Source organism: Haloactinomyces albus, from assembly GCF_031458135.1.
Lineage (GTDB): Bacteria > Actinomycetota > Actinomycetes > Mycobacteriales > Pseudonocardiaceae > Haloactinomyces > Haloactinomyces albus.
Map to the genome: position 1 here is coordinate 2,393,123 of NZ_JAVDXW010000001.1, position 12,389 is coordinate 2,405,511.

At 66.1% G+C, this 12,389-nt stretch carries 11 protein-coding genes; 8 read left to right on the top strand and 3 right to left on the bottom strand.

Translation table 11 applies throughout. The features are described from left to right. Window positions 1-182 precede the first annotated feature (182 nt). From JOF55_RS11215 to JOF55_RS11235, 5 genes are all read left to right on the top strand, one after another. Window positions 183-1,460, top strand: a complete 1,278-nt coding sequence (locus JOF55_RS11215; RefSeq protein ID WP_310273258.1) for an acetyl-CoA C-acetyltransferase — start codon at window positions 183-185, stop codon at window positions 1,458-1,460. A gap of 451 nt (window positions 1,461-1,911) precedes the next feature. Next, on the top strand, window positions 1,912-2,112 hold the full coding sequence (locus tag JOF55_RS11220; protein ID WP_310273260.1) for a hypothetical protein: 201 nt from the start codon (window positions 1,912-1,914) through the stop codon (window positions 2,110-2,112). A gap of 116 nt (window positions 2,113-2,228) precedes the next feature. Next, complete coding sequence (locus tag JOF55_RS11225) at window positions 2,229-4,175, top strand: NHL domain-containing thioredoxin family protein (protein WP_374727456.1); 1,947 nt, start codon at window positions 2,229-2,231, stop codon at window positions 4,173-4,175. 76 nt (window positions 4,176-4,251) lie between these two features. After that, window positions 4,252-4,572 (top strand): GroES family chaperonin, encoded by a 321-nt coding sequence (locus JOF55_RS11230; RefSeq protein ID WP_310273264.1) that lies wholly within the window; start codon window positions 4,252-4,254, stop codon window positions 4,570-4,572. Between the two features lie 266 nt (window positions 4,573-4,838). Beyond that, a complete protein-coding gene (locus tag JOF55_RS11235) occupies window positions 4,839-7,010 on the top strand; it encodes a VanW family protein (protein ID WP_310273266.1) in 2,172 nt (723 codons plus the stop codon). A gap of 248 nt (window positions 7,011-7,258) precedes the next feature. On the opposite strand, the gene JOF55_RS11240 is transcribed toward JOF55_RS11235, so the two are convergent. Continuing rightward, window positions 7,259-9,100 carry an acyl-CoA dehydrogenase gene (locus tag JOF55_RS11240; RefSeq protein ID WP_310273268.1) on the bottom strand — a complete coding sequence of 614 codons (1,842 nt, stop codon included), beginning with the start codon at window positions 9,098-9,100 and terminating at the stop codon, window positions 7,259-7,261. Between the two features lie 214 nt (window positions 9,101-9,314). Further along, on the bottom strand, window positions 9,315-9,647 hold the full coding sequence (locus JOF55_RS11245) for a YnfA family protein (RefSeq protein ID WP_310273271.1): 333 nt from the start codon (window positions 9,645-9,647) through the stop codon (window positions 9,315-9,317). A gap of 180 nt (window positions 9,648-9,827) precedes the next feature. Between JOF55_RS11245 and JOF55_RS11250 the strand changes: the two genes are divergently transcribed. The 3 genes from JOF55_RS11250 (at window position 9,828) to JOF55_RS11260 (ending at window position 11,789) form a co-directional block, all read left to right on the top strand. Further along, a complete protein-coding gene (locus tag JOF55_RS11250; protein WP_310273274.1) occupies window positions 9,828-10,295 on the top strand; it encodes a fluoride efflux transporter FluC in 468 nt (155 codons plus the stop codon). Next, a complete protein-coding gene (gene crcB / locus JOF55_RS11255; protein WP_310273277.1) occupies window positions 10,292-10,669 on the top strand; it encodes a fluoride efflux transporter CrcB in 378 nt (125 codons plus the stop codon). Before JOF55_RS11250 ends, crcB begins: the two co-directional genes overlap by 4 nt. Before the next feature lie 139 nt (window positions 10,670-10,808). After that, entirely contained in the window at window positions 10,809-11,789 is a 981-nt protein-coding gene (locus JOF55_RS11260; protein ID WP_310273280.1) for a mechanosensitive ion channel family protein, read from the top strand. A gap of 85 nt (window positions 11,790-11,874) precedes the next feature. Here the strand turns inward: JOF55_RS11260 and JOF55_RS11265 are convergent, their stop codons facing one another. Beyond that, window positions 11,875-12,258, bottom strand: a complete 384-nt coding sequence (locus tag JOF55_RS11265; RefSeq protein WP_310273282.1) for a LapA family protein — start codon at window positions 12,256-12,258, stop codon at window positions 11,875-11,877. Window positions 12,259-12,389: the final 131 nt, after the last annotated feature.

Here is a 12,389-nt window from a genome sequence, read left to right on the forward strand (position 1 = left end):
GGGGTTCCTCGTCGGGGGACGTAGCCACCGGCCCGGCCTGCACGGCCACGCTCGACTCGAACGGCCACACTCGGACAACGGGCAGGGCTCGTGCGAGAACGGGCGCTCGTGCGAGAACGGGCCCGGAACGGATCAAGCCACACCGGCCACACCTGTACACAGATCAGCCGAGGGAGTCGGGCATGCCAACCACTCGCCGGGTTGCCGTCATCGGAGGCAACCGGATTCCGTTCGCACGTTCCGGTGGACCCTACACCCGGGCGTCCAATCAGGACATGCTCACGGCCGCGCTGGACGGGCTCATCGCACGTTTCGGCCTGCAGGACGAGCGGATCGGGGAATTCGTTGCGGGTGCGGTACTCAAGCACAGCCGGGACTTCAACCTTGCCCGTGAGACCGTCCTCGGTTCCCGTCTCGACCCTCGCACCGTCGCCCACGACGTGCAGATGGCCTGTGGGACGGGGCTCGAATCGGTCATCTCGGTGGCCAACAAGATCGCACTCGGGCAGATCGACTCCGGCATCGCCGGGGGTGTCGACTCGGCCAGTGATGCGCCCATCGCGCTCAACGACGACCTGCGCCGCGTGCTGCTGCAGGCCAATCACGCCAAGAGCTTCGGAGGGCGTCTGCAGGCGCTGACCGGATTACGGCCGCAGCACATCGTGCCCGAGATCCCGCGGAATGCCGAGCCGCGCACGGGGTTGTCCATGGGTGAGCATGCGGCCTCCACCGCCGCCGCCTGGCAGATCGACCGCGTCGATCAGGACGAACTCGCCGCGCGCAGCCATCAGCGCCTCGCCGCTGCCTATGACCGGGGTTTCTTCGAGGATCTGGTGACTCCGTTCCAGGGATTGTCGCGCGATCAGAACCTGCGACCGGAGAGCTCGGCGGACAAACTCGCCAAACTCAAGCCGGTTTTCGGGCGTGACGAGAACGCGACGATGACCGCAGGGAACTCCACTCCCCTGTCCGACGGCGCTTCCACCGTGTTGCTGGCCGACGAGGAGTGGGCCAAGCAGCGGCGGCTGCCCGTGCTGGCCTACATCGCCGACTTCGTCTCGGAGGCAGTCGACTACGTCAGCGGCGACGAGGGGCTGCTCATGGCGCCGACCTACGCGGTGCCGAAGTTGCTCGACCGTGCCGGGATCGGGCTCGGCGACTTCGACCTCTACGAGGTGCACGAGGCCTTCGCCTCGCAGGTGCTGACCACGCTGAGGGCTTGGCAGGACCCCGAGTTCTGCGAGCACCGGCTCGGCCTGGACGGGCCGCTGGGTGACATTGACACGGACCGTCTCAATGTCAACGGTTCCTCGCTGGCCGCGGGGCATCCGTTCGCGGCGACCGGTGGCCGCATCGTGGCGACGTTGGCGAAGCTGCTCGCCGAACGCCGGTCGGGGCGGGGACTGATCTCGATCTGTGCGGCAGGCGGGCAGGGCGTCACAGCCATCCTCGAACGTTGAGGTCCCCGAAGCGTCCTTGCCGCTGTTGCCGATACTCGGTCGTTGTTACTGGTGAGGCGCTTGCGTGGTGGCGAATGACCTCGGCTGTGAGTACATCTGAATGTGATCTAAGTTACAGTGAAGCATAGTTGTAACGCTCGGATGTCAATCCACGATGTACGGGGTGACTCCGCGATGCTGTCGGACCCCCGACCTGACAGCATCGCGGAGCTTTCCACCATCCGATGTTCACCCGGGGTCGATGCCTCGAGCTCGGGTGCCAGCGTTGAAATGTCCTCGCCTCCGGAGTGGTCTCCACGCCGCCGGCCGAGGTGTCTCCTCGTCGCCATTCGGTGACGAATCCGATCAAGGCGGCCCTGTGTAAGCAGGGGTGCCTCCGCATACCTCATATCGGTTACCCACGGTGATTATTTGATCACCTGGCTCTTCGGTGCACGAAGGGTGAGACACCATGCAAACCACGATCATGCTCATCGGCGCGTTGGTGCCGATCATGGCGGCAAGCCTGTTCTACGTCAGCGACCGCCGGGGGCAGCTTGCCCAACCGGTCGCAGGCCGGTCCGAGCAGGACCAGCCAGGACTGCACTCATCGGGTCAGGACCGCGCCGAACAGGATCGGTCGATCCTGCCTTCGGAGACCGACCACGGCTGACCGGCCGCTGCACGTGTGACACGGACGGCGACTCCGCAACGCCGGGAACAGCGGCGGAGGTGCAGTGGTTCGATAGGGGTGTGGCCACTTCCGCACAGCAGACCCGCCGCGCGCGCGTGCGCGCGCCTGAACCGACCGGACGCCGGTGGTTGAACACCGGCGGAGAACGGGTTCGACTCTCGGATCTGCGGGGCAAGGTGGTGCTCCTGGACTTCTGGTCTTTCTGCTGTATCAACTGCCTGCACGTGCTCGACGAGTTGCGCCCGCTGGAGGAGGAGTTCGCCGACGAACTCGTCACGCTCGGTGTGCACTCGCCGAAGTTCGAACACGAGGCCGATCCCGAGGCTCTCGCGGCGGCGGTTGAACGCTATGCCGTGCACCATCCCGTCCTCGATGACCCGGAGCTTTCCACCTGGCAGGACTATGCCGTCAAGGCATGGCCGACGCTGGTCGTGGTGGATCCCGAGGGCTACGTCGTCCACGTCGCGGCCGGTGAGGGACACGTCGAGGCACTCGGGAAGGTCATCGGTGAAGTGGTCGTCGAGCACGACGCGAAAGGCACATTGCACCGTGGTGACGGTCCGTACGTGCCGCCGGAGAACCCCGGTACCACGCTGCGTTTCCCCGGCAAGGTGATCAGGCTCGAGGGCGGGACCATGCTGGTGTCCGATTCGGCGCAGCATTCGCTCGTCGAGTTCGCCGCCGATGGCGAGACCGTGGTGCGCCGCATCGGCAGTGGTGAGCGGGGCAGCACCGACGGTCCGCCCACCGACGAGTTGCCCGTCGGTGACCTGCCCGCCGGCGGTCCGGTCACCGATGGGCCGGTCACCGATGGGCGGGTTCGTGCCGCGAGCTTCCGTGAACCCGCCGGACTGGCACTGCTGCCCGAGCCCGTCGCAGCCGAGGTCGGCTACGACGTCGTGGTCGCCGACACCGTCAACCACCTGCTGCGGGGAGTCTCCCTGGCGGACGGTCGGGTAACCACTGTCGCCGGGACCGGTGAGCAGTGGCGATCCGGTCCCGCCCAACCTGGTGCGGAGACCCTGCCCGCCCTGGAGGCTCCGCTCACCAGCCCCTGGGACGTGTGCTGGTGGGACCCCGTTGGGGGGATCGTGGTCGCCATGGCGGGCAACCACACGCTCGGACTGTTCGATCCGATCGCGGGTGAAATTCGGCGGTTCGCGGGCACCACGGTGGAGGGCTTGCGCGACGGCGATGTCACCGAGGCCTTCTTCGCCCAGCCCTCGGGCCTGGCCGACGGTGGGCGGCGGTTGTGGCTGGTGGACTCGGAGACCTCGGCGCTGCGCTGGATCGAGGTCTCCCCGGAAGGGCTCGAAAACGGATTCGAGGTGCATACCGCTGTCGGGACGGGACTGTTCGACTTCGGGCACGCCGACGGGCCCGCCGAGCAGGCGCTGCTGCAGCATCCGCTTGGTGTCGCGGTACTACCGGATGCCACGGTTGCGGTCTGTGACACCTACAACGGCGCGATCCGCCGCTACGACCCCGAGACCGGAGAGGTGTCCACACTGGCCACCGATGTTGCCGAACCATCCGGGGCGACCCTGATCGATGGTGAACTGGTGGTGGTCGCCTCGACGGCACATCGCCTGGAGCGCCCCGTGCCACCCGGAGTGGCCGCACAGCTCGTCCGGGGCGCAGCACAGCAGGTCACGCGCCCCGCGACCGAGGTCGCTCCGGGCGAGGTGGGACTGGTGGTGGTGTTCACGCCACCACCGGGGCAGAAACTCGACGAGCGGTACGGCCCCTCCACCAGCCTGGAGATCAGTGCGTCGCCGTCGGAATTACTGGTGGAAGGCGAGGGCACGGGCACCGCGCTGAACCGTCGCCTGGTGCTGGCCGAGGGGCGGGAGTCCGGATCGGCGGCGGATGGCGTGTTGCATGTCGTCGCCCAGGCTGCGAGCTGCGATGACGACGGGGCGACCGAGCATCCCGCCTGCCGGCTGACCCGTCAGGACTGGGGAGTGCCGATTCGGATCGTCTCAGGAGGGCCGGACCGCCTGCCGCTGGTGATGGGCGGACTGGATGATCAGGAGTCGTGAATGGGTATAAACCATTGTGTTGAAGGCGACAACCCTGCACGAAGGTACCTGTAGGACAAGCGCGTAAACTTTTCGGGTGACCGATGCCAAGCTTGAGATCCAGATGCTGCACGACCGGGTCATGGTGCAGGTCTCCGAAGATTCCGGGGAGCGCCGCAGCAGCGGCGGCATTGTGATCCCTGCCACTGCCCAGGTGGCCAAGCGACTGGTCTGGGGAGAGGTTTTCGGAGTCGGCAGCCACGCCCGGTCGGTCCAGGTCGGAGATCGGGTGCTGTTCAACCCCGAGGAGCAGTTCGAGGTCGAGGTGCAGGGCCGGATGTATCTGGTGCTGCGGGAACGGGACTTGCACGCCGTGGCCTCGGAACGCACCGAACAGGGCACCGGCCTGTACCTGTGACCTCCCCGGACGGCCGTCCGAGAACAACGAACAACAGCGCACGGCATCGGACCCGGCCGTGCGTCGAGTACGTTTGGCACAGCGAACATTCTTCCTTGCCACGGGCTCTCGCCTGATGCTGTTCGCTGTTGGCCCCACCGCACGACCGACGAGAAGGGGACGCGGTGCCGGAAGACGACGAACACCCCGACAGAGTGGGCACGGGGTCGGATGACCAGGTGTGGACTTCCACCGAACGGATAGGCCCTCCGGGGGAGGACCTCGGCATGGCGGACACCGAGGGCAGTGACTCCGCTTCCGATGTGGAACCAGCGACCTCGTCGGGTATCAGCCGGGAATCCACCGGCGACTCGGCAGGCAGTGAGCGGACCGTGCGGATCTCGGGTGGGTTGGCCCCGGAGGAACCGACCGAGCGGGAGTTGTCTCCGCAGGATCCCTCCGCAACCGAGCGGACACAGCGGATCCCGGCGGTTCCGGCCGAGCCGGAGCCGGGCGGTGGGTTCTCCGAGTCCGACACCGAGCGGACACGGGCCATCGAACCGGTTGCCGAACACTCCTGGAACCCGGCAGTGGCGGAACCGGCAGCGGAAATCACGAGCACGGAGGTCCCGACAGCGGTGGTTGCCGCTGAAAACCGGTCGAATCCCTCCGACGGGCATCCGGACTCTCCGGCCGCATACCCCGATGAACAGCAGCCCACCGAGCGGCACGACACTGCCGAGGAGGGGGGTAAAAACCGTAAGAGGCTGCTGCACGCGGGCGTGGTTGCGGGCATCGTCGCGGGTTTGCTCGGCCTGCTCTACATCGGAGACCTGGCCTTCAGTAGTGGCCTGATGCCGCGCGGCACCGTCGTGGCCGATGTTGCGGTGGGGGGACTGGACAAGGCAGCGGCAGAGCGCGAACTGCGGGCGGAGATCGGGCCGCACCTCGACGAGCCGGTGCAGCTTCGAGTCGGTGACGCGACGGCCTCGATCGACCCGGCCGCAGTCGGTCTGAAAATGGACTGGGATGCGACTCTGGACAAGGCGGGCTCTCAGCCGTTGAACCCGATCACCCGAGTGTCCTCGTTCTTCACCACCAGGGAAATCGCTCCGGTCAGCAACGTCGATCGGGAGAAGCTCACGGCGGCGCTGCAGAAGGTCAAGCCGGAACTGCACCGGAAACCGAAGGAAGGCACCATTCGGTTCGAGGGCACCGAACCGGTTGCGGTGGAGCCGGTGACCGGTCGCTCGGTCGATGTGCAACGATCGCTCGATGTGGTCGTGGCCGAGTGGATCGGGACCGATCCGGTGCGGCTGCCGTTCACCAAACAGCCGGTGAGCACGACCACCGAAGGTGTGCACAAGGCGCTGAATCGGATCGCGAAGCCTGCGGTGGCGGCGCCTGTGACGGTGCTCGGTGATGGCAAGAAAGCCACACTCGGCCCCGAGGACATCGCGAACTCGCTGCGCTTCGAACCCAACGGTAAGGGCGGTCTGAAGTCGCACATCGACGTCCCGACGGCAACCGAGGTGGTGAAGCCGCAGCTGGCGGACACCATCAAGCAGGGCGAGGATGCGAGCGTCGTCATCGAAGGTGGCAAGCCGGTCGTGCAGCCGTCGGTACACGGCCGCGTCATCAACTGGGAGAAGAGCTTCGCTCCGCTGAACAAGGTGCTTCGGCAGCCGGGCGGGCGCCAGGTACGGGCTGTCTACGAGGACCAGCCCGCCGAGTTCACCACCGAGGAGGCCAAGCAGCTCGGCATCAAGGAGCAGGTCAGCACCTTCACGACCAAGGGTTTCAGCCATGACTCCGGGGTGAACATCCGGCGGGTCGCCGAGGAGGTCGACGGTGCGATCGTCAAGCCGGGTGAGACATTCAGCCTGAACGGTTACACCGGTGTCCGGCAGAAGCCGCAGGGCTATATCGCCTCGGGCATCATCAAGAATGGCCGCCCGGCCGAGGCCGTCGGCGGTGGCATCTCCCAGTTCGCCACGACACTGTTCAACGCCGCCTACTTCGCGGGCATGAAGGACATCGAGCACCGCGAGCACAGCTACTACATCAGTCGCTACCCGATGGGGCGGGAGGCGACCGTGTTCCAACAGCCGGACGGCACCAGCCTCATCGACGTCAAGTTCAAGAACGTCTCGGACAGCGGCATCCTGATCGAGACGGCTTGGACACCGAGTTCGGTCACCGTGACCCTGTGGGGGACCAAGCAGTTCGAGGTGAGCTCGAGCACGAGCCCGAAGAGCAACTTCGTCCCGCCGAAGGAGATCACGATCCCCGAGGGGGAACCGTGCAGCCCGACCGGCGGTCAGAAGGGCTTCACCGTCTACAACACCCGCACGGTCAAAAACCTCGAGACAGGTGAGGTGACCAAGCAGCGCGAGCGGACCGTTTACGAGCCACAGCCGATCGTGCACTGCGGAAAGCCACCGGATTCGGCGCAGTAGGCGCCGCAGTGGGCACGGATCGAGCCGGTTCGATCCGGGCGGTGCTATGACGCGTTGAACAGTTTCGCGCGAAATCAACGAAATGTGCTTTCGCGCGAAACTGACAGCACAGAGCAGCGCTGTATCCACAAGGTCATGCAGTTGTCCCCAGGATCACCGAAGCCGCAAGGGTCCGTGCACAAGCCTGGAACGAACGAAGGCGCCCCTTTCGTGGCCGAAAGGGGCGCCGCTGTGCCTCGTTCAGGAGATCAGAATGCGGCCTCGTCGATCTCCATCAGGGAGTTGTCGGCCGACTCGACGATCGTGCGGCGCGAGCCGAGCTCGGGCAGCACGTTCTTGGCGAAGAACCGGGCCACGGCCACCTTGCCCTGGTAGAAGGACTCGTCCTTGGTGGAGCCGGTGTCCAGCGCCTGCAGCGCGACTTCGGCCTGGCGCAGCAGCAGCCAGCCGATCAGCAGGTCGCCCATGCTCATCAGCAGCGTGACGGCGTGCTGGCCGACCTTGTAGACGTTGTCGACCTCCTCCTGGGCCGAGCTCACGTAGCCGATCATGGTGCCGAGCATCCCCTGGGCGTCGTCCAGAGCCTGCCCGAGCAACTTGCGGGTTTCCGCGAGCGGGTCATCGGAACTCTCCGAGACCAGCGACTCCTGCACCTGTCCGGCGATGTGGCCGAGCGCCTGACCGTTGTCCTTGACGATCTTGCGGAAGAAGAAGTCCTGCGCCTGGATCGCCGTGGTGCCTTCGTACAGACTGTCGATCTTCGCGTCGCGAATGTACTGCTCGATCGGGTAGTCCTGCAGGTAGCCGGATCCTCCGAGGGTCTGCAGTGACAGGGTCAGCATCTCGTAGGCGCGCTCGGAACCCACTCCCTTGACGATCGGCAGCAGCAGATCGTTGACTTTCTCGGACAGCGACACATCGGTGCCGTCGGCCTTGCCCTGTGCGATCTCGTCCTGGAACGTCGCGGTGTAGGTGTACACCGCGCGCAGGCCCTCGGAGTAGGCCTTCTGCAGCATCAGGATGCGCCGCACGTCGGGGTGGTTGGTGATCGTCACCCGCGGCGCGGTCTTGTCGGTTGTCCGGGTCAGGTCGGCGCTCTGCACGCGCTCCTTGGCGTAGTCCAGAGCATTGAGGTAACCGGTGGACAGAGTTCCGATGGCCTTCGTTCCGACCATCATCCGTGCGTACTCGATGACCTGGAACATCTGCGCGATTCCGTCGTGGACGTCACCGAGCAGCCACCCCTTGGCCGGGGTGCCGTGCTGGCCGAAGGTCAGCTCGCAGGTCGCCGAGGCGTTCAGTCCCATCTTGTGCTCGACGTTGGTGACGAAGGCACCGTTGCGCTCGCCGGGCTCTCCGGTCTGCGAGTCGAAGTGGAACTTCGGCACCAGGAACAGACTCAGCCCCTTCGTGCCGGGCTTGCTCTCCACGCCGTGCCCCTCGGGGCGAGCCAGCACCAGATGCATGATGTTCTCGGTCATGTCCTGGTCGGCGGAGGTGATGAACCGCTTCACTCCGTCCAGATGCCAGCTGCCGTCTTCCTGCTGGATCGCCTTGGTGCGCCCGGCGCCGACGTCGGAGCCCGCGTCGGGCTCGGTGAGCACCATCGTGGCACCCCAACCGCGGTCGATGATCAGCTCGGCCCAGCGGCGCTGCTCCGCGGTGCCGTTGTTCCAGAGGATGGTGGCGAAGTTCGGTCCCGCCATGTACATGAAGACGGCCGGGTTGGCGCCGAGCATGAGCTCCGCGGCGGCCCACTGCACGGTCGGCGGGATGCCGTAGCCGCCGAGTTCGTCGGGCAGTCCGAGGCGCCACCACTCACCGTCGATCACCTGCTGGTAGGACTTCTTGAACGACTCGGGCAGGGTCACCGAGTGCGTCTGGGGGTCGAACGCGGCCGGAACGCGGTCGCCCTCCTCGAACGACTCGGCCAGAGGTCCCGTGGCCAGCGTGTTGAGCTCGGTGAGTACGCCGCGGGCGGTGTCCTCATCGGATTGCTCGAAGATTCCGGAGCCGAGCCGCTTTTGCACCTGGAATACCTCGAACAGGTTGAACTCGAGGTCGCGGACATTGCTCTTGTAGTGACTCATGGCGGGCTCTCTCTGCTGATGTTCCGGGCGGGCCCAGCTCATCGGACACCACGCCCTTACTCGTCGGTAACAAGAGGGTATTACCTAGCAGTAACTTCTGCCAAGGCCGGGGTGGGGTGAATTGCGGTCACACAGGACCGCGTGATGAACACCGGTGCCCGGTCGCACCGCGTCGCCGGGTGAGGTCCCACACGGACGAGGATCGGAAGCGCTCTCAACCTCTGGGCGCATACATGATGATCGCGACGCCGACCAGGCTGATCACCGCTCCGGTGATGTCCCACCGATCCGGCCGGTACCCGTCGACGACGACGCCCCACAGCAGCGATCCGGCGACGAACACCCCACCATAGGCGGCGAGGATGCGTCCGAAGTGCGGGTCGGGCTGCAGCGTGGCCACGAAACCGTAGAGGCCCAGCGCGACCACCCCTGCACCCATCCACAGCAACCCCTTGTGTTCACGCACCCCCTGCCACACCAGCCAGGCCCCACCGATCTCGGCGAGTGCGGCCAGCAGGAACAGCACGATCGAGCGCAGCACGGTCATCGGGCCAGGGTATTGGCCGCGCAGGTGGCAGCGGGTGACCACCGCGGAGCTCGTGCCGTAACCTGGAGCGAGCTCCGGCTTCCCGGAGCTCGCGGCGGTGGGGCTCGCCGGACTCAACCGCGAGAATGCTCGCCAACGGTCCCTACCTGGTGTTGCAGCGCGCCGGTAGGAGGACCGCACATGAGTTCCGATGCCGCCTCGACCGAGGCCGTTCCGGAGGCGCCCGTGGCGCCGCGCCACCGTGGCCCACCCTGGGACGTGCTCTCGGCGGTGGCCGTGGGCGGTGCCCTGGGGGCCGTGCTCCGCTACGGGTTTTCGCTGCTGTGGCCGCATCAGCCCGGGACGTTTCCCTGGGCGGTTTTGTCGATCAACGTGGTGGGCTGCCTGCTCATGGGCGCACTGATGTGCCTGATCACCGAGACTGTCACCACGCACCGGCTGGTGCGCCCGTTCCTCGGGGTGGGGATGCTCGGCGGGTTCACCACCCTGTCGACCCACGTGCTGGGGACGATGAACCTGGTGGCGGCGGGGCATCCCGGAACTGCCGTGGTTTACGTGCTGGTGACGGTGTTCGGTGCCTTGCTCGCGGTGCTGGCGGGAGTGCGGGGAACACGCCTGCTGCTTCGCCGGAAAGGAGACGCACGGTGACCGCGCTGCTCGTCGCGGTCGGCGGCGCCGTGGGGGCCTGCCTGCGGTACCTGGTTGATCGTCACGTGCAGGGCAGGCACGGATCGTCTTTCCCGTGGGGCACGTTGCTGGTCAACGCCGTCGGCTCGCTGATTCTGGGAGTCTTCGCCGGAATGGCACTCTCGGGGCCGTCGATACCGGTTTTGCACTCGCTGTTCGGCGTCGGCCTCTGCGGGGCGCTGACCACCTACAGTACGTTCGGCTACGACACCGTCCGGCTGTTTCTCGACGGGGCACGCCTGCGGGCTGCCGCCAATGTCGCCGCCACGATCTGTGCAGGTCTCACCTGCGGGGCGCTCGGTGTGCTCGGTGCCACCGCGCTCTGGGGAAGCTGAGTACCGCCGGGCACGAGGCGGAAGTGTTGTGATTTCGTGATCGCGCCTGCGGCCGGTATGCTACCCGATCGGCGTAGCGGAAATCAGCCCAAAACGGCTTTGCCGCAAGTCGGACTTGTCCATCATGAGAGGTTTCTCTGTGTCCCCTCCCGTGCATTCTTCATCGAACTTCACCGCGGCCGGTGATTCCGAAGTGCTGGCGCAGGCCGGACCTGTGGTCGCCTGGTTCACCGAGAACAGTAGCGCGCTCGTGTCGGGCCTGCTGAATATCCTGATCATCCTGGTGCTCGCGTTGGTTCTGCGGGCGGTTGCCGGGCGCTTGATCACACATGCGGTCAAGCGCATGGTCGGCTCTCATCAGCGCTTGAATCGGGCCACGTCCAAGATCGGCGGACGGGAGGAGGCCTCGGACCACGCCGACGAGCGGCAAGCCCAGCGAGCGGACACGATCGGATCCGTGCTGCGTAGCGTTGCCACGGCCGTCATCTTCGGCGTCGCGTTCGTGATGATCCTCGGCGAATTCGGGATCAACCTCGCACCGATCATCGCCAGCGCGGGCGTGCTCGGCCTGGCGATCGGTTTCGGCGCGCAAAGCCTCGTGAAGGACTTCCTGGCAGGAATGTTCATGATGATCGAGGACCAGTACGGCGTCGGTGACGTCATCGATGCGGGCGATGCCGTCGGCACCGTGGAGGATGTGAGCCTGCGCATCACGAAGATTCGCGACCTCAACGGCGGCCTGTGGTATGTCCGCAATGGCGAGATCATGCGCGTGTGCAACTTCAATCAGGACTGGGCCAACGCGGTCGTCGAGCTCCCGCTGGACTACAGCGTGGATGTGGCACATGCCGAGCGCGTCATCGAGGCGAGCATCAACGACTTCGCCGCCGACCCACAGTACAAGTCGAAGATCCTGGAAAGCCCGGACCTCAACGGTGTGGTCGGGATCGGCAACGGTTCGGTGACCGTGCGGATCATCGTCAAAACCAAGCCGGGTGAGCAGTGGGCGCTGGGCAATGCTCTGCGTGCCCACCTGAAGAACAGCTTCGACGTCCACGGTGTCGCGGTCGCCTACCCGCTGCTTCCCCTCGGTGGGAGCGGGGCCGTCAAGCAGGGCTGAAGGCACGACACGGACAAGGGGGCGCTTTCGCACTCGCGGGAAGCGCCCCCTTGTCCTTTTCCGTCCCGGAATCGCCGCAGGCACGCTACTGCCTGCGCCTGCGGTGTTGGGAGCGGCGGAGTTGCAGGATGCGGGCGGCGCCGACGAGGGCAACGAGCAGGCCGCCGATCGCTGCGGCAAGCAGCAGAGCGACACCGATCGGCAGGTTGGTGCGGATGCCGAAGAACGTGATGGCGGCCTGCTGCAGGTTCTGCAGAATGAATACCAGGAGCACGATCAGGGCCACGGTGGCGATGACGACCGCTGCCCAGGTTCCCGCCGTTCGGGTGTGTCCGGAAGTGCCGGATCGCTGCGTCTGCGACTTGATCGGCTCGGGTTTCCCCGCCGAAGTGCTCTCGGGCGTCATGGGGCGTTCGTCGTCGCGGCCGGATTCCCCGGAATTCGCCTGCCGGTTGTCACTGTTCGACATGTCTCCATTCTCCGAGCACGGTGCCGCGATGCGCTCGCTGCGAGTTTCCCACCTGCCCGGGGAGCGCGAATTCGCGATGGTCTGCTTCGGGAACGTGTGCCGATGGCGATATGCGGCGACACTGGATATAT

Excerpts from the sequence above, each read along its gene's own strand:
- JOF55_RS11215 (WP_310273258.1), top strand. The coding sequence starts at position 183 with ATGCCAACCACTCGCCGGGTTGCCGTCATCGGAGGCAACCGGATTCCG.
- JOF55_RS11220 (WP_310273260.1), top strand. The coding sequence starts at position 1,912 with ATGCAAACCACGATCATGCTCATCGGCGCGTTGGTGCCGATCATGGCG.
- JOF55_RS11235 (WP_310273266.1), top strand. The coding sequence starts at position 4,839 with ATGGCGGACACCGAGGGCAGTGACTCCGCTTCCGATGTGGAACCAGCG.
- JOF55_RS11240 (WP_310273268.1), bottom strand. The coding sequence starts at position 9,100 with ATGAGTCACTACAAGAGCAATGTCCGCGACCTCGAGTTCAACCTGTTC.
- JOF55_RS11245 (WP_310273271.1), bottom strand. The coding sequence starts at position 9,647 with ATGACCGTGCTGCGCTCGATCGTGCTGTTCCTGCTGGCCGCACTCGCC.
- JOF55_RS11250 (WP_310273274.1), top strand. The coding sequence starts at position 9,828 with ATGAGTTCCGATGCCGCCTCGACCGAGGCCGTTCCGGAGGCGCCCGTG.
- JOF55_RS11265 (WP_310273282.1), bottom strand. The coding sequence starts at position 12,258 with ATGTCGAACAGTGACAACCGGCAGGCGAATTCCGGGGAATCCGGCCGC.